Origin of the sequence: Actinacidiphila oryziradicis (genome assembly GCF_005047355.1) — a bacterium.
Taxonomy (GTDB): Bacteria; Actinomycetota; Actinomycetes; order Streptomycetales; family Streptomycetaceae; genus Actinacidiphila; species Actinacidiphila oryziradicis.
In genome coordinates this window covers 1-17,893 of sequence record NZ_SUMC01000132.1, presented here as the reverse complement: position 1 = coordinate 17,893, position 17,893 = coordinate 1, and the positions used below count along the sequence as shown (strand labels likewise).

General features: G+C 67.6%; 13 protein-coding genes and 1 pseudogene. 4 read left to right on the top strand and 10 right to left on the bottom strand.

Features of this window, described 5'->3' with window-relative positions; translation table 11 throughout:
• Positions 1 to 633: 633 nt before the first annotated feature.
• Complete coding sequence (locus FCI23_RS48645; RefSeq protein WP_136730419.1) at positions 634 to 1,119, bottom strand: DUF4265 domain-containing protein; 486 nt, start codon at positions 1,117 to 1,119, stop codon at positions 634 to 636.
• 661 nt (positions 1,120 to 1,780) lie between these two features.
• Here FCI23_RS48645 and FCI23_RS62780 point away from each other — a divergent pair.
• Positions 1,781 to 2,089 carry a peptide deformylase gene (locus FCI23_RS62780; protein WP_322974027.1) on the top strand — a complete coding sequence of 103 codons (309 nt, stop codon included), beginning with the start codon at positions 1,781 to 1,783 and terminating at the stop codon, positions 2,087 to 2,089.
• 287 nt (positions 2,090 to 2,376) lie between these two features.
• On the opposite strand, the gene FCI23_RS48630 is transcribed toward FCI23_RS62780, so the two are convergent.
• Positions 2,377 to 6,171, bottom strand: a complete 3,795-nt coding sequence (locus FCI23_RS48630; protein WP_136730418.1) for a CHAT domain-containing protein — start codon at positions 6,169 to 6,171, stop codon at positions 2,377 to 2,379.
• A 463-nt stretch (positions 6,172 to 6,634) separates the two neighbouring features.
• Here FCI23_RS48630 and FCI23_RS48625 point away from each other — a divergent pair, with 463 nt between their 5' ends.
• Both FCI23_RS48625 and FCI23_RS48620 read left to right on the top strand, forming a co-directional pair.
• Entirely contained in the window at positions 6,635 to 7,435 is an 801-nt protein-coding gene (locus FCI23_RS48625; RefSeq protein ID WP_136730417.1) for a hypothetical protein, read from the top strand.
• A gap of 160 nt (positions 7,436 to 7,595) precedes the next feature.
• A pseudogene (locus FCI23_RS48620) lies at positions 7,596 to 8,660 on the top strand (NF041680 family putative transposase); the annotation flags it as partial.
• Between the two features lie 227 nt (positions 8,661 to 8,887).
• On the opposite strand, the gene FCI23_RS48615 reads toward FCI23_RS48620, so the two are convergent.
• From FCI23_RS48615 to FCI23_RS48580, 8 genes are all read right to left on the bottom strand, one after another.
• Positions 8,888 to 9,250: a GNAT family N-acetyltransferase gene (locus tag FCI23_RS48615; protein WP_136730416.1), complete on the bottom strand. Its 363-nt coding sequence runs from the start codon at positions 9,248 to 9,250 to the stop codon at positions 8,888 to 8,890.
• A 39-nt stretch (positions 9,251 to 9,289) separates the two neighbouring features.
• Positions 9,290 to 10,468, bottom strand: a complete 1,179-nt coding sequence (locus FCI23_RS48610; protein WP_136730415.1) for a helix-turn-helix domain-containing protein — start codon at positions 10,466 to 10,468, stop codon at positions 9,290 to 9,292.
• Positions 10,469 to 10,499: 31 nt separating this feature from the next.
• Positions 10,500 to 11,150 (bottom strand): hypothetical protein, encoded by a 651-nt coding sequence (locus FCI23_RS48605; RefSeq protein WP_136730414.1) that lies wholly within the window; start codon positions 11,148 to 11,150, stop codon positions 10,500 to 10,502.
• Positions 11,151 to 11,408: 258 nt separating this feature from the next.
• Positions 11,409 to 11,639 carry a hypothetical protein gene (locus tag FCI23_RS48600; RefSeq protein ID WP_136730413.1) on the bottom strand — a complete coding sequence of 77 codons (231 nt, stop codon included), beginning with the start codon at positions 11,637 to 11,639 and terminating at the stop codon, positions 11,409 to 11,411.
• 1,010 nt (positions 11,640 to 12,649) lie between these two features.
• Positions 12,650 to 13,762, bottom strand: coding sequence for a hypothetical protein (locus FCI23_RS48595; protein ID WP_136730412.1), 1,113 nt, complete (start codon positions 13,760 to 13,762; stop codon positions 12,650 to 12,652).
• The gene (locus FCI23_RS48590; RefSeq protein ID WP_136730411.1) at positions 13,759 to 14,406 is read right to left on the bottom strand and encodes a P-loop NTPase family protein; all 648 of its coding nucleotides are present in this window, start codon (positions 14,404 to 14,406) and stop codon (positions 13,759 to 13,761) included. The genes FCI23_RS48595 and FCI23_RS48590 overlap by 4 nt, the downstream gene beginning before the upstream one ends.
• Before the next feature lie 136 nt (positions 14,407 to 14,542).
• The gene (locus tag FCI23_RS48585; protein WP_246144772.1) at positions 14,543 to 15,127 is read right to left on the bottom strand and encodes a helix-turn-helix domain-containing protein; all 585 of its coding nucleotides are present in this window, start codon (positions 15,125 to 15,127) and stop codon (positions 14,543 to 14,545) included.
• On the bottom strand, positions 15,124 to 16,542 hold the full coding sequence (locus tag FCI23_RS48580; RefSeq protein WP_246144771.1) for a helix-turn-helix domain-containing protein: 1,419 nt from the start codon (positions 16,540 to 16,542) through the stop codon (positions 15,124 to 15,126). Before FCI23_RS48580 ends, FCI23_RS48585 begins: the two co-directional genes overlap by 4 nt.
• Before the next feature lie 458 nt (positions 16,543 to 17,000).
• Between FCI23_RS48580 and ltrA the strand changes: the two genes are divergently transcribed.
• Positions 17,001 to 17,893 (top strand): group II intron reverse transcriptase/maturase (gene ltrA, locus FCI23_RS48575; RefSeq protein WP_136730409.1); only part of this gene is annotated, 893 nt, incomplete at its 3' end.

Sequence of the window (17,893 nt, the reverse complement as noted above, 5' to 3'; positions counted from 1 at the left end):
AGTGCCTTCGAGGCCATCCACCGCGCCTTCACCGGCAACCTCTGGATGCCCCCCATCGAGCAAGCCGCCTGACCAGCACACCTCACACACCGTCACCGGCCAACCACATTCCTTCTGAATGCTTACGCAGGGGGAGCGCCAGTCCGTACCCTCCCTGATCATGACTAGCCGAGAGTTGGCGGCGGTGGTGAGACAGCGCTACAGCGCCGAACCTACCGCACAGGAGTACCTGAACCAGCTGCGGGACCTTGGCAGCGCCAAACCGGGTTTCCTACCTTCGTAACACTCTCGCCGTAAGCAGATTGGGGGTCCTCCTAGGGGAGGGCCCCCAACGCCGTAGTGCGGTGGCTGTCAGGCGTCCACGTGGGGATCTGACTGGGGCCAACTTGGAGGGTGCGGGCCTCGACTCAGCCGAGATCGTCGGAGCAAGGCTGGACCGCGCGGTTCAGGCAGGTCGCGGCATCGTGCACGCTTTCCAAGTCTGTTGGTGGCCTGCTGGGGGCTGTCCAGCGCCGTTCACCTGCGTATATGCTGGATCGTCCATGGCGGTCGATCAGCGTCGGTGTACCGTCTTGGACGCCTCCGGACGGTGGTGAATGAGACGGAAAGTGAGACGGTCCAGAGTCGCGGCTGTCAGCTGGATGCGGCCGCACGCCATGCTGCCGTGATGCACCCCTCTTCCATGTCCCACCAGCCTTCCGCGACGCCGTGGTTGAGCAGTCGCCGGACCTTGGCGGGGTCCGCAGTGGGAGGGATGTCCAGCGAGACCATGCCGAACTTCTCGATTCCCTCGCCGTCGACCCCCAGCTCGTGGAAAGCGTTGATCACGCTCTGACGGGCGGTGCCCGAACCGCCGTCGCGAAGCACGATCAGGCGGATGGTGCAGTTCTCCGAGCGGCGGACGACGTCGTCGGCCCATAGCGTGCCGTTCTCATCGGTCCGCGTGGCGATGATGTCGCCGCACGCCACTCCGCGGACGAACCATGGGATGTTGTCCAGCTTCATCGTGCCGTCGCCCTGGTCGACGGCCCACAGACTCTCCACCGACGCGGGAGGCCAGTTGTCCTCGATCTCAAGATGGAAGTGCACCTTCACGTACCCCACTCGGGCCTCCGTCATCCCGTCAGGATGCACGGTCACCTCGGACCGGCACGCGGCGGGTGGGCTCCCCGTAGCGGGCAGCAACCCCCTCGATGCGAACTACGGGCGCGACGGTCGCTGAGGTCTCCTCGGCTGGTCGGCCGGTTGCTTGGGGTCAGGCACGGTCGGCAGCGGTCGCGGTGGTTGCTGTACTTCGCTGCTGTACTGGCGCTACCGCGCTCGGGACTGGCGCCTGCCGCGCCAGCACTTTCCTGCCCTCACACCTGTGACCCCGATGGCGGCGAGCACGGCGGAAAATGGAAAGCCAGAGTGAGCAGCACCCAGGATATGGCCCAATCAACAAGAGCCACTCGGTTCAGGCGTCGAACCATCACGGGCGCACTACTTCCGCCAGCGAGCCGTACGCGCAGCAGTTGCAGCACACAGACACATCCAGGCCGTGACGCTCGCGACTTTCCACCACGCATGCAGGTGCAGGCCCTGAATGGTGAGTGGTCCCGCCGCAGCGACCAGCAGAACAAGTAGGTAGCCCCTAAGGACCTTCGATCGGTTCACCATCGCGCCTCTCTTGGACCGGGCCTGCGGGGACTGCACCGTACCGCAAGGTCGTTGGCGACAGGCGGGAATCACTGGCTAGCATCCAGCTGCTCAGAAGCCGAAGAAGTGACACGCCGGTTCGTTGACCTGCGGGCGTACCGCCGACTGTTCCTCTGAGTTGCTGGGGAGCGGTCGGCGGTTGTCATTGTTGTGTGCCGTTGGCTACCCTCGGACGGCCCGGGGGAGCGCCGATCGTCGACCACTACCTGCGAATTCGGGTCAGACGACGATCTTCACAGATGGGCTCGCCCGGCTGGTCGCCCACGAAGTCGATCACCTGGACGGGGTGCTGTATATCGCGCGAATGGCTCCCGACAGCAGCACGATCTCGGTGGCCGAGTACAAGGGCACGGGGCAGAACTGGCGGTTTAGCCCGCGCTCCGGGGCATAGATCGAAACAGCCTTGGCAGCGGCAGGCCGGGCAACTGCGGTTGCCGCGGGGGCTGGCCGCCGTCGTGGACGTGCAGGGTGAACGTCTCCGGCCCGAGCTTCCCGCGCGCACCCGCCAACCGCCGTCGAACGGGGTGAGGGTGGCGGCCGAGCCGGTCACCATTCCAACCAGGTGCATCACTTCACCGACGTCGATATCTGCGCGTCCGGTACCGCGCTTTGGGCGAGGAACTGCAGGTGGGAAATGCTTCCTCGGCGGCTACGGAAATCCGCTTTGGCTGTGCCCCATCAGGCCCCAGCGTGAATGTATGAGGCCCAGGTGTGAGGCTGGTTCGGGTGACGGTGGCGTATTTCTCGAATGGTGTCGTGCAGGGCACGCGCGGGTGTGGTTCCGTCGTTGCCGGTCGCGCGGCGGTAGAACCCCTGCGTCACGTGTTCCGATTCGGTGCTGTCAATCTCCCACAGCGTCCCGACGGCTTCGGGGAATCCGGCGATGAGGAAGGCACTGGTGATGTGGATGGCCTCGTCGGTGAGCCGTTCGCTGGTGCGCGCGGTGCCGCAGGCCGCGAGATATGCGAGCCTCGCCACGCGTGGCCGTGCCCGACAGATTTCCAGGACCGACAGCCGCTCGCCGCTGGGCAGGTGAAGCAGGCTGCCGGAAGGCTTAGTCGGATTGCTGGTCGCGTGGCACCCGAAGTGCACCCAGGTGACATCGGCGAGTGACGCGAGCACTGCTTCGCGGGTCGCGGTGGCACCGGTTAGCGGGCTTTGGGCACCGAGTCGCTGGGCCGCGAATTTAGCCGCCGCTGCCACGCCCGGAAGGTCGTCTTCCGCCGCGGCGACCAACAGGGCGCGGCTGCCGTCTGGGGCACTGCGGGTGGCTGGTTGAGTGCGTGCGTGTGCGAGGGTCTGGAATCCGGGCACGTACGACGACACCACGGCGTCGAGCGCGGCGCGCGGTCCACCGGTATCGCCGCAGCCGTCGAGACCGCAGTCGGGCAACGTGCATTCGGCCGCGTGCAGTGGGAGTGCGTTGAACGGCCCGGTTGGAACCCACCAGATGCGTGGCCACGCGGTGCCGTTGGGTATGGATTCGCAGATTCCCGCCAGGCTCAGGACCGGGCGCACGACCGTGTGCCAGGCCCACGACAGCGTCTCGCGCAGAGCAGAGCCGGCCGCGACGAGCCGGGCCGGGGATGGCCGTGACGGTCCATGGGCGTTGATGGCGCTGACGGCGTCGCGCAGCCGCTGGGCCATTTTGGTGACCTCAGCCGACTCGGCGTTGAGGCGAAGTGACGTGATTGCCTGGGCCGTCACGACGAGCGCGTGGCAGTGGCGTGTCGCGTGGTTGAGCACGACGATCGGGCCGTCGGTCGCGAGGTCGCGCAGCCGCTCGGCAGAGAGCGGACGCAGGAAGTCTTCGCACCCCGGTTTGGCACGGATCTGCTCGATCAGCTCATCGAGCTCCCGCGACGCGTGGAGCTTGGTGCGTCGGGCCCACTCGGTGCGCCCGGTGGCGGGTGGGTTGCCATGGCGTCGCAACTCTGCGAGCGAGTCCGGCTCAGCGGCGAGTTGGTTGGCCAGCTGCTCGAACCCGCGGGCCAGCGCTGGGTATGCCGATCGCAGCTCGTCGAGATCGGCGCGGGCCTCCATCTGCCGCGCCAGCAGCAGCCCGCGCCCGCGCTCAAGCAGCGCTGCGGCGCGGTCGACGTCGGGCCCCGCGTGGACGTAGAGGAGGCTCGCGGGGACTGTGTCCGGCCCGCGGCCCGCTTGAAAAGCCGCCATGCGGTTGCGCAACTCGCGTTTTCCCTGGAGGAGGAGCGTTTGTCCGAGGATGAGCTCGACGACGGTTCGGATGTCCCCGTCGAAAGTTGTCAGGCCATGCTCGGCTGACTGCTGGTCACTGCCCCGGTCGGTGGTCTGGGCCATGAGTTCGATGGCCTCCTCGGCGAACGACAGGGCCATGTCGATACGCGGCGGGTCCAGCACCACCGCATCGGCTGCGGCAGCGATTCCCGCATGTGCCCGCATCAACGCCGGCACCAGGGGGTCGCGCAACGCGACGCGGACCGATGCAGGGTCTGCAGCCCCCGACAAAAGGGTGTGACTATGCGCCGCCACGGCCTCCAGTGTTGTCTTTGTCTCAGGTGGTGTCACGAACGCCGGGGGCCGGTCGGAGATGATGCGACCGAATTGAGGATCCGGGCTGATGAAAGTCGCGCGCAGGAACGTGGCCATTTCCGGCGGCACGGTCGTTGCCGGATCTGCGATCAGTTCTTCGGCTTCAGCGGTCAGATTCGCCGCGTGATCAGGGTCTGTGTCACGAACCTTGAAGGCCAGTTGCAGGAGCGCTCTTATCAGTGTGGCCTCGATGGCGGATCGGAATGGGTGGTCAGCGGGGCACACTGCGAACGTTCTCCGGCATTGGTCGACTTGGGCGTCGCTGATGTCCGGCAGCGGAGTGCCGCCTGGTCCCGTGGTCTCCACCATGTTCAGCATGCCGTCAGCGAGCAGCTCGTCAAGCGGCATGCGTTCCCCGGCACCGGTGCTTTGCTGGCTTGCGAGGTCTTTGAGCCGCTGCGCAAGTTCCCGGGCGTGTTCGAACTGTTCCACATCGTGGCTGAAGAGGTAGTTCGCCAGCGGAGTGAAGATTTCGCGTGCGGTTGCCTGGAGCACTTGGTCGGTAGCCGCCGTCGTATCTGCGGGTGCCAGTCCGGCGAGCAGTGTCGTGGCTTCGCGCGCTGCCTCAGGGTCGGCGCGCGAGTATGCCCGTTCGGTGAGTGCGTTCGCGAGGGCGCGGGTGAGCGATTCGGAAGGATGCGGTGTTCGCGAGTGAGCGTGTCGAAGCAGTCCGATGGCCTCGTCGGTGGGAGCTGGATCGTTACGTTTCGCACCGAGAGCGGTCAGTGCGGTTCCCAGCGCCTCTGACGTCGTTGTGTGGGCCGGCTGATCCTCTGAGGTGTTCCCGAGCAGAGCACGCAGGCCGGCGATATCGGACTCGAGTCGGCTTGTACCGTCAGCGGTCGCTTTGTCTTTGACGCTCCGGGGGGTGGCCACCGGGTCTGGTTCCTGGGCCGCTGCGTCGTCACCACACTCACGGCCGAGCGCGGTCAGTGCCTGCCCCAACTGTTGGGTGATGGTGCTGTGGGCGGGGTGGTCGCGCGGAGTATCCGCAAGCGCCGTACGCAGTCGACGGACACCGCAGGCGATCAGAGCCGCAGCATGAACGCGAACTCCCTCGCGAACGATGGCCTCCCCCGCCCGCGCATCCAATGCACCTGGCCAGGCAGCGGGTTCGGCATGGATCTCCCGCAGCGACCGCAGCACCGTTTCGGTCTCATTGAGCACCCTCTTCCCAGGCGCCAAGTCGATGAAGCGGTTCACCTCGTCGAGCGAGGGATTCCCCAAAAGCCAAGCCGCATTGACCATCACGTGGAGCGTTTCCTGGATCCCCTCGGCCTCCCTCGGCACCTCGGGCGACAACCTGCTCTGCAACGCGACGGCCATCCGAGCCGCGTCGGCGAGCGAGTCCGGATCGGCCGCCAGCCGGAAATGCAACACCCGCAGAAACACGTCCTGGAGCGCGGCGGCGGCAAACCCCTGGTCGGCCTCCGGCGTGCTCCGGACGGTAACGTCGGACCAGGTGAGCGCCGAGTCCAGCGCGGTGAGCCGATCCGGCTCCGAGAGATCCGGCGCCTCAAACACGAACTTGCCGTACGCCGAACCGGCAGCAAACGCGAATCGTGCATCGTTCAGTGGATCGGCTGCATCAACGCTCGTTCGCACCGGTTCGGGGAGCGGCTTGTTCTCGGGAATCCGCTTGATCAGGAAAGCACCCGTGCACAGCATGATTTCCCGAGCCCACCGCTGCTCCGAACCCTCAGTACCCAGATGACGGAACCAGAAGGTCCAGCAGACCGTAGTGAGCGCACCAAGGTCGACGGCCTCGTAGGGCGACGGCGCGGCTTCACGCAGCAGTGCCAGCGCATCAGCCTCCGCCTCATCGCCGATGATCGCCGCGGGGGCCTCGGTTTCCCGCGCAGCGATCAGGCGCGCGGCAACTACGTCATGCAGCTCCGACATGGATGCTTACACTAATCCGAAGACTCGTCAGGGCCACGGAGTTCTCGAAATCTTCAAGGGGGCCGGCAGTGGGGGACAGAGGGAAAACAGGCGGCGGCTACGCGGATGCTGTCGAGTACCTGTGTCGCAACGTCAGCGACTTGCGCGCCGTGATCGAGCCGGCATGCTGGCGAACGCACTTCACGGTGGTGCGGGATGGCGATCCGGACAGCGACGCGTGGCGGAACGCCATACGCGCGCTGCACGAGGCAGCAGAAGCCGCAGACATTCCCGGAGGTCTGGGGTTGCGTTCCCTGTTGGGATGGCCGCGTCCGATCTCGCCGCGCCCTACAGCCGGGTGGGCCTGTCCCTCGGGGCGCTGTGCCCGGTTGGAACTGCCGGAGAGCTCGGTTCGCGAACTACCGCCCCCGCCGCAGTGCGAACTGTCGGCTGTGCCCATGTGCATTGTCGGCAGTTGATCGCCTTGGGGCTGCTCGCCGAACTCCAGAAGCGGATTCCCGACCGATGGTTCTTCCGGCGTCTGCTGCCCGCCACACTGTTCGTCGTGGTCGCGGCCATCGGCGGTGGACAGCTCGGCCAACACCGCTGGAGCGATGTCCGGCTCGCCCGTGAACGGATCGCCGGTGCGCTGCAGTCGGGCAGCGGGGCATCGGAGACCGTCGCCTTGCTCGTCCTGGTCGCGCTGGCCGCCGCAGGATGCGCTCTCGCGGTACACCTTCTCGCGGCCGCCGTCGCCGTCCTGACATCGGGCGCGTGGCCGTGGTGGCTGACACCGCTGAGCCATCGCACGGCCGGCTGGCGTGCCCGGCGCTGGAATGGGCTGCGGGCACGGGCACTGGCCGCGCGGCGTGATGGGGACGGAAACCGGGCGGACCGCCTCGACACGCGCAGAGGTAGCATCACCGTCTTTGACTACGTGCCAGCGTCACCCACCTGGTCAGGCGATCGATTCGCCGCCGCCGAGGCGCGCGTTAAGGAACAGACAGGATTCGACGTCGCGCCCGAATGGACCCGGCTGCTCCTCGTGCTGCCGGACACTGCCCGGGCTGCGCTGGCCGACGCACGCGACGCCTACGACGCCGCGTGCGAGGCCATCGCGTGGAGCATCACATGTACGGTCTTGGGCGTGTGGTGGTGGCCCGCAGTGCCGGTCGGCCTCGCCATGTGGCTGGCCGCCGGGCGATGGCTGCGGCGCGCAGTCGACACGCTGAGCGAGACCGCCGAGGCCGTCTTCATCATGCACGGCGCCGCGTTGAGACCCTGAGCTTGTTCTTTAACCTCGCCAGGTTCGTGACCTGCTGGGATTCCCGATTCGCCGGACATGGGACGCGGCCGTCCCTCACGCTTCGAGATGTCGAGTAACCAAGCGTGAGGAAACGGCCGCTGTGACGAGTCTTCCGGGTGCTGCCTCTGCCGTCGAGTCGTTGTCCGTGTTGTCCCGGTTCCGGAATCAGTTCCACGACTGCCTCTACACCCGCGCGGACGCGCTCTTCGAGCTGACCGACGCGGTGCTGTGCGCGGACGGACCGGTCACCTCGCTGCCCGAGCTGACACTGACCGCCGAGCATCGGCGCGGGCACGGGGCGATGTACGACGCGCTGAACAACGGGCACCTGGAACCCACCCGGTTCCGCCGCCTGCTGGCCTCACTGCCCCTGCCGAGAGCGGCCGACGGGCGGATCGTCCTCGCGGTGGACGTGAGCAACTGGCTGCGGCCCGACGCCCCCACCAGCCCTGACCGGCTGTTCTGCCACGTCTACGGGCGGGGCCGGAGCGCGGATCAGCGCATCCCGGGCTGGCCGTACTCGATCGTCGCCGCGCTGGAGACCGGCCGCACGTCGTGGACGGCCGTGCTCGACGCGATCCGGCTGGGGCCGGCCGACGACGCCACCGCCGTGACCGCCGACCAGCTCCGCGAGGTCGTCGGCCGGATCGTCGCCGCAGGCCACTGGAGTACCGGTGATGCGGACATCCTGATCGTCATGGACTCCGGCTACGACGTGACCCGCCTCGCCCACGTCCTCGCCGACCTGCCCGTGGAACTGGTGGGACGCCTGCGTTCGGACCGGGTCATGCTCCGTGACGCCGGTCCCCGCCGCTCCACCCCGCGCGGCGGACAGCCCCGCAAGCACGGCGGCGTCCTGACCTTCGCCAAGCCCGAGTCCTGGCACACCCCCGAGGTGGTCACCACCACCGACACCACCCGCTACGGCACCGCCGAAGCCCAGGCATGGGACCGCATGCATCCCCGCCTCACCCACCGCGGCCCCTGGCTCGACCACGAAGACGAACTTCCCCTCCTGCACGGCACCTTGATCCGTCTGAAGGTCGACCACCTGCCCGGTGACCGCGACCCCAAGCCCGTCTGGCTGTGGACCTCGGCCACCGGCGCCGACCCGGCCCACATCGACCGGCTGTGGCAGGCGTTCCTCCGCAGATTCGATCTTGAACATACCTTCCGGCTGTGGAAACAGACTCTGGGCTGGACCGTGCGGCCCCGACCACCGCACCGGATACCGACCATCTGTTGCTGCCTTGACCATCAGCCCGCCTCCTTCGAGAACCTCTACGAAGGAGACCGCGCAGGACCGCTGTTATGACGTCCCTTCTCCGAATTCGCCACCGTCAGCCAGCCCTAACCACCCGACCCGCCATAACCGACGACCCCAGATAATTGCGTGCCTCGAAGCCCAGCTTGGTCCACATCGCGTCGCACTCATAGTCCTTGCGGCACTTCAGCACGATGCCCAGACGGTCCGCGTGACAGGCGGATATCTCCTCCACCAGTAGCCTGGCGATGCCCCGGCCCCTGGAACTCCCCGTCCACGCACAGGTGCGTCAGCCGGACCCGCTGGCCCGGCAGCCCGAACAGGGTGTAACCGGCCAGACGCCCACCGATCGTCGCTGCCAGAAGGGTTCCCTGACCGGCCTTCTGCTTGTAGGCGGCCGGAGGGAGGAATCCGAGCCTCTTGTTGAACCGGTCGCCGAGTTCGACCACAGCGTCCAGAAGTTCGGTGTCTTGCGGGCGTACAAGGCGGATATCGACCGGCGTGGGAGATGTGACGTTTGGGGTCTGCACTGCACCATTTTGCCCGGCCTCCGGCATGGCGTCAGCGATCTACGACAAAGAGGAGAGCCCATTCCGGTCAGGAACAACCGACAGATGCGTGCGGGTCCCGTCGACGGTGCGGCGGCCTCCGCCGTCCTGGGCGGTGACCACCAGGCCGAAGACCAGGTCGTTGAGATCTGCGGGCCGCAGGTGGAGGTCGTGGGCGACGTCGGCCAGCCGGATTCCTTCGCCGCGCAGGGCGGTGAAGACCTTTCCGAGAACCTGGGAAGTTTCGCGGGCCAGACCGCTGCGTGGTTCGGCCTTGCGGTAGCCGAGGCGGCTCAATTCGACGCAGTGGGTGCGGTATTGCCACTCGGTGGTCAGGCCGAGCTCGTGCAAGCGGTGGGCGAGCGCCATCGCGGCGACCTTCCAGCGTCTCTTGGCCTGCAGGATCCAGTTGGTGGTGGGGTTGCGGGGGGCGTGGGCGAGCACGTCAGAGCGGGACATCAGCAGCGCCGCGGCGAACCGGTGGGCCTCAGCCTCGGCCTGGGGTCCGTGTGGGATCTGTTCCTCACCATGCAGGACGAGATGGCCGAGCTCGTGCGCGGCGTCGAAACGTCCGCGCTCCGCGGTCTTCTCGGTGCCGAGCAGGATGAAGGGGATACCGCGGTCCCAGAAGGAGAACGCGTCGACCTCGGGGCAGTCCCGGGACAGGGAGAACACCCGCACGCCGTGGGCCTCCAGCAGGTGGAGCATATGGGGAACCGGAGCGGTCCCCAGACCCCAGCGGGCCCGCACGAGGTCCGCGGCATTCTCTGCCGGGCAGTCGACACCCGCCGCCTCGCCCGGGTGCGGGACCTGCCCGGCATCCACCGTGCAACGACTGAAGGAGGACAGGGACGGCAGATCCGGCTCCGGCAGCCGGAACCGCTCCCCGATCCAGTCCTGCAGCACCCGGGCCAGCCGGCCGCCGCTGAGCGCGATGTCCCGCTGGGCCGCGGTCATCTTGCTCAGCGCCCGGAAACTCACCGACTCGGCCGTCAGATCAGCGACCTCGTCTGCGCTGAAGAAAGCCTCCGGGAAATCCAGTGCCGTGGCGATCGCGGTGAGCGAGGGCGGGCTGGGGTGCGCCCTGCCGTTCTCGAAGTCCTGGAGGCGTCGTGCGGTGACACCTGCCAGCTGGGCGAGGCGGGTGACGGTCAGCCCCCGGCGCTTGCGCGCCAGGGCGATCCGGGATGCGGTAGTCATGTGAGGACGCCAAGGGTCGGGGCAGGGCTGGTCAGCCCAGACGTTCAACAGGGATGTCGATGCCACTCTGAGAGTCGGCGTCGTCGACGAACGGAGCGAAGCCCTCGAAGTCGATCGAGGGCAGAATGATTCGCTCGTGCCAACTGTCGATCTTGCCACGGTTGCCGGTGTCGTTCGGCAACGACAGCTCCGCGTGCAGGCGCACCCCGTCCGAGGTGTTCACATGCTGGTAGAGCAGGAACCAGGTGGGAATGCCATCGCCAACGTCCTGCGGCTCGGGCTCGGCTCCGTAATCGGGGAACAACAGGAGTTGGCGGTTGGTCTCCACCCGCTGTACCACCGCCGAGCCCTTGGAATAGCGAGTCGACGGGATCAGCGCGGCGAATCCCGTCTCCTTGCTGCCGCTGGAGGCCGTGAGGGCGAAGTCTCCCGATGGCGCGACGAGCAACGGTACGTTGCTCGGGCTGGCGCTGCGCCAGCCCTTGGGTATGTAGGTCTCCCGCAGGAACCGGACCGTGCGTCCCCAGAAGATGTTGCCGGGTAACGAAACCGGATCCAGGTCGGTGCAGAAGTTCCGCTCGGCCTCGGCCCGACGAAGCGCCTCTTCGATGTCTTCGATCGACAGCCCCAGTTCCGCCAGCCGACTCTGCACCTGAACGCCCTCCGCGAGTATGACCGCCATCTCCAGCCTCTCCTCACACCACCTCGACTTCCGGATATCCTTCCTCATTCGAGGGAGAAAATCAAGAAACCAAGCTGGTCAACGGCGTGCCGTGGGAGGTCGTCGCGGAGCACTCATGATTGACGACACGATAAGGACCGCTATGGCGAGGATTGCGCCGGCCCCTCGACCCTGTACTCCAGCGGGTGCGGGGTGGACGCGCGTCTTTCGCCACTTGCGTGGTCTTCGCCTGGGTGTCGGTCAGGTACTCGGTGGTGCTCATCGCCGCACCGCATCCGAGGCGGATCGCTTCAGTTCCAGTCGGGCCGCCGGCGCCCGGCCGGGGATGCTCGCCCAGTAGGGGTGCGTCGAAATCCGTACCGACAGCCGTTGCAGCGTGCGCCGCAGGACCGTCGTCTGCGAGGCGTTCGCGGTTCCGGCGAGCTGCCGGTACACGGTGTACCAGTCGCGCTGGGCCTGCAGGAGGTCATCGGGGAAGGAGTAGGTCATGAGACGAATTCAAGCACGTGTTCGATTTTGGCTGCACCGCCCATACGGGTGAATCTGTGGGCGTCGGGGGCGGATTTCCGAGCGGTTGGCGCCTGGTACGGAACCTGACTGCGTCGTCGGAGGGGCTTGTTCCTGGGGATGGAGGTGGTGGTGCGGCATCAGCCGCACTCGTGCGACGGCTCTGGGCCGGGCCGCCCGGTCGGCCCTGGTGTCACTGGTCTGGTCTGGGGGCGGGCCACCAGATGGTCCCGGATGTGGACGACACCGATGCGGACGAAGCTTTCGACTGCCTAGCTATCTCCTGCGGCTGCAGCGCGAGTTGGACGAGGTGCGGCACGAGCTGGTGCGGTGGCCGCCTGGCCTTCTCCCGCCTGGGTGACGAGCAGTGGGTGATCGACATGTTGTGGGGCCCGGCAGTCGCCGTTGTCCGCTGCCGCGGCCGAGCAGCCGCTCTTCGCGGCCGGGACACTTGCATGACGTGGTCTGGTGAAAGGGGTCGGCGGTGCGCTGGCCGGGGAGCGCAAGCTGCCGGGAGTCGCCGGATCTCATGGGTCAGCCTTCCCGGCTCCGGCCCCGGAGCCCAGTACCAATCGGTGGCTTTTCGCCCAGGGTCGGCCGCGCTTGGGCACACCGCTGGGCCGCTCTCCGGGCATGGCGCCGCCGACCGCCCCTCCCTCTCCCGGCGGAAGAAGAAGAGGGGTCCGAACGGACGGAGCGCAAGAACACGGCGAAGCCCGGCCTTGTGCGCAGTCCGCCGAGGGCCCCACACTCCACAAGCCTGGGAAAGGGGAACCGACGAAGGTGCTCGGATGCCGTACCGCTCAACGGTTCCGGCCGGATGGCTCGCAGTGTGCTCCGAGGGCTCCACGTGGTTGTTCTCCGGGGCCGGGTGCCGGGGTGCCGCTGGCGTGGAGGGCGCGTGAGGAGTCCTGGGGCTGGGGCCCGGCCGATCCGCGTGGCGGAGTGGCCGGGCCGGCAGAAAGATGGGCGGCTCGCGTGGGCGGGCGAGTTCAGCGTGTCTGGTTGAAGGGCATGGCCCTCTTCAGGGTGAGGATGGAGCTGCTTAGGTCGGCGACCGCCTCGTCACGCAGCTCGAGCGCTCTTTGGGCGTGGGAAGATTGCGCCCAGTTGATGGCGTCGAGGTCGTCCAGGGGGGCGACCTCTTTGTCCAGCGCCGCGGCCAGTGCGGCGATGCGTTCGATCAGGGCGAGAACGTACGTCCCGCCGCTGTCTGCCTCCGTCCCGGCTTGATCCGGGGCCAGTGCAATTGGTGAGGGGAGTTGCGGTCCGGTGGCGGGCTGTGGCCCAGGATCGGGGGTCGTTACCGTTCCGTGGTTATCTGCGAAATTTCGCAGACTCGTCGGCTCCTGCGTCGGTGCCGATGCGCTCGCCGATGGGGGCGTTGAAACCGGTGCGGGTGCTTGGCCGCTGGATCCGGTGGTGAGGGTGCGGCGTGGCTGGGCGGGGGCTGCGGTGAGGGGCAGGGCTTTGGCGGTGACGAGTTGGCGTGCGGTGGCCCGGAAGTCGGCGGCTTCGGCCTTTTTGCCGGTGGTGGCGATGATGGCCTTGGTGATCTGGCTGATGATGGTGGCGGTGAGTCGGAGTTCTTCGTCGGCGGCGCGGGTGTGGAGTTGCTGGTAGAGGTCGGCTGCGGCGTCGAGTCCGAAGAGGTGGGAGACGTGGATCAGGGCGCGGGTGTGGGAGGCGGTGACGGGCTCGCCCATCTTGGTGGCGAGGCTTTCGGCGAGCGGCCACTCCTCGATCATCTGGTAGGCGGTCCGTTCGCTGATCTCCCAGCGTTCTTGGATGTAGGCGTCGAAGCGGGTGTGGGTCTGGCGGTAGAGCTTGCGGTCGCGGATGGACTGCATGGCCTTGCCCGCCAGCCACGTGGCGGTGGACAGATTCGCCACGGCCTGTTCGCAGAGCCCGAGTTGGTGGATCTCTTCGTGGTTGAGGTCGCCGGAGGCCTCGACCGGTACCGGGGCGGGGATCATGTCGGAGGTGATGACCAGGTCGGCCGGGCGCCCCGTCGTGTGACGTGGGGCAGGCTGCCGGCCGGCCGGCGCGTTCTGCTGCTGCGTGCGTCGGGCACGGAGCGCGGCGGTGCGGTCGCTGCTGCTCATCGCGAATCCTCCGTCTTGGGCAGAAGACCCCGTTCGATCATTTCGGTGACCAGCGCGTCGTAGGCAGATCCCTTGGCGGTGACCGGCTCCAGCATCGACTGGGCGTACATCTGCCGGTGGGGGATGGTGGTGGTGAAGACGTTCCAGCCCAGATCGTCTTCGAGATACTCCCGGTACTGCTTGGTCGCCTTGGCACTGGCGACAGTGCGGTTGAGGAGCACCCAGGTCGGGGGCGGGGCGCCGTCGCGGCGGAGGACGGCGATGCCGTCGATGAGGTCGCGCACGGGGAGGCGTTCGATGCGGTCGATGTCGGCGGTGGTGGGGGCGGTGTTGAGGATGGCGAGGTCGGCGACGCGCAGGACGGACTGGACGATGGTGCGGTGGTCTTCGGCGTGGCCGCAGTCGACGACGCCGATCTGGCCGGGGTTCATGGTGGGCGGGACGTTCTTGTAGAACAGGGGCGAGGCCTGTTGCTGGAGGGGGAAGGGGAAGCCGCCGGCCTGGGTGTCCCACTCGGTGAGCTGCCTGCTGTAGTCGGCCTCGTAGGCGATGACCGGGTAGCCGCGCTCGTGGAGGGCATGGGCTTGCCATCCGGCGGAGGTGGTCTTCCCTCCGGTGCGAGGGCTGATATGAGCGATGATCATGATCCTGTTCTTTCTGCTGTGGCGTGGGGGATGAGGCTGGTCAGGGCATGCGCTGTGGGCGCGGTTGCTGTGTGCCGACGTCGGCTGTGGTGTCTGTCCGGTGTGCGAGGGCGGTGCCGGTCTGGGTGATGGGGTGTTACGGGGGTCGGGCCGTGCGACGGCCCGGGGCACCGGGCTGGTGCTGGGGCCGCATCGCTGTCCCCGCCTTGTGGAGCAGCCGGTAGACCGTGCTCAGGGAACAGCCGCAGTCGGTGGCCAGGGCGGGAACGGACTCTCCGGCTTCGTAGCGGGTCCGGAGGGTGGTCATGAGCTGCTGGCGGCCCGCCACTTGGTTCTCGTCGGCGTGGAGTTGGCGGGTCTGGTGCGGGGTGCGCAGGGTGGTGCCGGCCTCGATGAGCAGACGGCGGACCGTTCGTGCGGACCGGCCGCAGTCGGCGGCCAGGGTGTCGACCGTCGCGCCGCTTTCGTAGCGGACGCGCAGCGAGGCGGCGAGACGGCGCCGGGCCACCACGTGGTCCTCGTCGGCACGGAGCTGGCGGGTTTCATGCGGCGTGCGCATGGCGGTTCCGGCTGCGTGCAGCCGGTTCACGATGGTGCCGTGGGACAGACCCGTGCTCTGCGCCAGTTCGTCGACTGTGGCGCCGGTGTCGTAGCGGGTGCGCAGTTCCAGCGCGTGCTGGTGCCGTGCTTCGGCATTCGGGGGAGGGGAGGTGGTGTTCATGCGGCGGATTCCCATTCGGCGAGGGCTTGGGTGTGTGCGGTGACCAGTTCGTCGTAGGTGCGCTGGTCGGCGGGGGTGATGAGGATGAGGCGGCCGTCGGTGGCGACCGACCATTCGGGGTCGATGCGGCCGGTGGTGGGGTTGAGGACTGCTCCGCTGGGGGCGTGCCACTCGGGCGGGATCTCGTCGGCACGCGGCGTGGGCACCAGGACGTGTCGACCGTTGTGGACGATGACCATGACCATGGCCTTGGTGCGGTGCTCGGATAGCTGTTCCAGCGCTTGCCGGTATGCCGCGCGTTCGGCGGCGTGGAGTGCCTTGCGGTGTGCTGCGGTGCCTGTGGTGCTGTAGCGGTGGGCGATGTCGTCCCAGCCCCGGGCGGGCAGCGTCTTCGGGGAGGGGGCTGCGTCCGTGCCGGTCTGGCCGATACCTTCCAGGGCGCGGGGTGCCAGGCTCCATGTCCGGCTGGTTTGGTGGGCCAGGCCGTGGGCTGCGAGGCGTTGCAGGGTCCGGTAGGCGGTGGCACGGGAGACGGAGGAGGTGGCGATGAGCTCGTTGACGGTCTGGCTGGGTCGGACGTGCAGGGCGCCGATGATCATGAGGGCGGAGCTGCCGAGGCCGTGGTGGGCGAAGGCGTCGTGGGCCATGAGGTGGCTGATGACGGTGGAGTCGATGTCGGCCGTCGGGGCTGTCTCATGGCTGGGCCACTCCTCAAGGTCCGGGTCGGGGGGGAACTGAGTGGTCCCGTTGTGAGACATCGGGGTGCCGGTGGGGTGTTCGTGGCCGTCGCCGAGGTACCAGGTGGAGCCCTCGTGGCCGTGACCGACCCGCAGTCTGCGGAGCCATCCGCCGGGCTTCAGGACGGTCTCGTAGGCGTTGCGGAGGGTCTGCCGGGAGATCCCTGCTTCCTCGGCGGCTTGCCGCTCGCTGGCGGCGTGCCGTCGGCCGCCTGCGGTCTCGGCGAAGTTCAGGTGCGCCCGCAGGACCCGTAGGGCCGTGCGGCCCCGCTCCCCGTGCCAGGGCGTGGTCTCGATCCGGTCGTGCAGGGCGGCGAGGTCTTCGTGGGCGTGGTGCCGGGACTCGACCGCCGCGGTGGAGCTGACCGCGGTGGAGGCGCTGGCCCATACGCGGTGGATGTAGTCGCGGGCGCGTGCCTGCCCGGAGCGCAGCGCGATGTTCTGGGCGTGCCGGCCGCCCTCGTGCTCGGGGTGCAGCAGAAGGTGCGTGAGCTGGTCGAGGGTGCCGCCGGCGCGGGCGACGTGGCAGGCGATGGCCGCGGTGATCCGGTGCCCGTGCTCGGCCGCGCCCTGGTGCTCCTCGCGCGGGACGGGGTTGCGTCCGTCGGCGCCGAGTTTGCTGTAGCTGTTTTGGCCCTTCGGAGCCGCCCTGCGGGGGGAGGCTTCAAACCACCTCATGCTGCATTAGCCGAAGACTGTTGTGGTGAACGATGAGGAAAAGGCGTCGCCAAGACGTCAGGTAGGGATCGGAAAGGCGAACGCAAGTGAATCGCTGCTGACGTGTCGAAAGTTAGAAGCTGACATCGAAACCGGGGTGTCAATGCAATCCCGGGATGAGCCTGGCGGGTGCCCGCCTATTGGCCAGGCGGTGTCCGGCATACAGGCGACGCGAGTCCGGTCTGCCGCTTCCGTACGGAACAGGAGAAGGCGCGCATGGATACGTCTCCGCTGTCCAGCGGGGAGAGAGGGAGCGTCCCGAGCGGTCCGAAGCCGTGAGGGACTGAGTACCGATGCCAGGCGCGCCGGCGGACCAGCCCGTAGTAGTGATGAAGCCCCTGTAATGGGGACGGAGCGAAGGGGCCGGGTCGTTCGTGACTGTGTTCGTTCGATCAACCAACAATGTTGGGAGGAGTCGTATGGGCGAGTTGAAAGCAGCAGGCAAGCCGTTCGATATTTCGAAGCGCGCTGTCTGGGAGGCGTACGAGAGGGTGAAGGCAAACAAAGGAGCACCGGGCGTGGACGCGGTGTCCATCGAGGACTTCGAGAAGGATCTGAAGAACAATCTGTACAAGATCTGGAACAGGATGTCGTCGGGCACCTTCTTCCCGCCGCCGGTGCGTGCGGTGGAAATCCCTAAAAGCGAGGGCACAAGAATTCTAGGCGTGCCCACCGTGGGGGACCGGATCGCCCAGACAGTGGCTGCCCGGGTGTTGGAGCAGAAGGTCGAGCCGATCTTCCACCCCGACTCCTACGGCTACCGTCCAGGGCGGTCCGCGATCGACGCGGTAGGCCGCTGCCGGGTGCGCTGCTGGAACACGGACTGGGTCATCGACCTGGACATCCGCGCCTTCTTCGACAGCGTGCCCTGGGAGCTGGTCACCAAGGCGGTCGCCGCCCACACCGATCCGTCTCAGTCCTGGGTGGTGCTCTACGTGCGGCGATGGCTCCAGGCCCCGCTGCAACTACCCGACGGGACACTGCGCGAGCGGGACCGCGGAACCCCACAGGGCTCAGCGGTCTCACCCGTCCTGGCGAACCTGTTCCTGCACTACGCCTTCGACGCCTGGATGGCCCGGACCTTTCCGACCATCGGGTTCGAACGCTACGTGGACGACGCGGTGGTGCACTGCGTCAGCGAGCGGCAGGCGCGCTTCGTGCTCGCCGCGATCAGGGAGCGGATGCGTGAGGTGGGGCTGGAACTGCACCCGGAGAAGACGAGGATCGTGTACTGCCAGGATGACAACCGGCGCGGCTCCTACGAGCACACCGAGTTCACGTTCCTGGGGTTCACCTTCCAAAGGCGCTCCAC

What these genes read in the sequence shown, in the direction of transcription:
- FCI23_RS48645 (WP_136730419.1), bottom strand. Translation starts at nt 1,119, where the DNA reads ATGACGGAGGCCCGAGTGGGGTACGTGAAGGTGCACTTCCATCTTGAG.
- FCI23_RS48630 (WP_136730418.1), bottom strand. Translation starts at nt 6,171, where the DNA reads ATGTCGGAGCTGCATGACGTAGTTGCCGCGCGCCTGATCGCTGCGCGG.
- FCI23_RS48610 (WP_136730415.1), bottom strand. Translation starts at nt 10,468, where the DNA reads ATGACTACCGCATCCCGGATCGCCCTGGCGCGCAAGCGCCGGGGGCTG.
- FCI23_RS48605 (WP_136730414.1), bottom strand. Translation starts at nt 11,150, where the DNA reads ATGGCGGTCATACTCGCGGAGGGCGTTCAGGTGCAGAGTCGGCTGGCG.
- FCI23_RS48600 (WP_136730413.1), bottom strand. Translation starts at nt 11,639, where the DNA reads ATGACCTACTCCTTCCCCGATGACCTCCTGCAGGCCCAGCGCGACTGG.
- FCI23_RS48595 (WP_136730412.1), bottom strand. Translation starts at nt 13,762, where the DNA reads ATGAGCAGCAGCGACCGCACCGCCGCGCTCCGTGCCCGACGCACGCAG.
- FCI23_RS48590 (WP_136730411.1), bottom strand. Translation starts at nt 14,406, where the DNA reads ATGATCATCGCTCATATCAGCCCTCGCACCGGAGGGAAGACCACCTCC.
- FCI23_RS48585 (WP_246144772.1), bottom strand. Translation starts at nt 15,127, where the DNA reads ATGAACACCACCTCCCCTCCCCCGAATGCCGAAGCACGGCACCAGCAC.
- FCI23_RS48580 (WP_246144771.1), bottom strand. Translation starts at nt 16,542, where the DNA reads ATGAGGTGGTTTGAAGCCTCCCCCCGCAGGGCGGCTCCGAAGGGCCAA.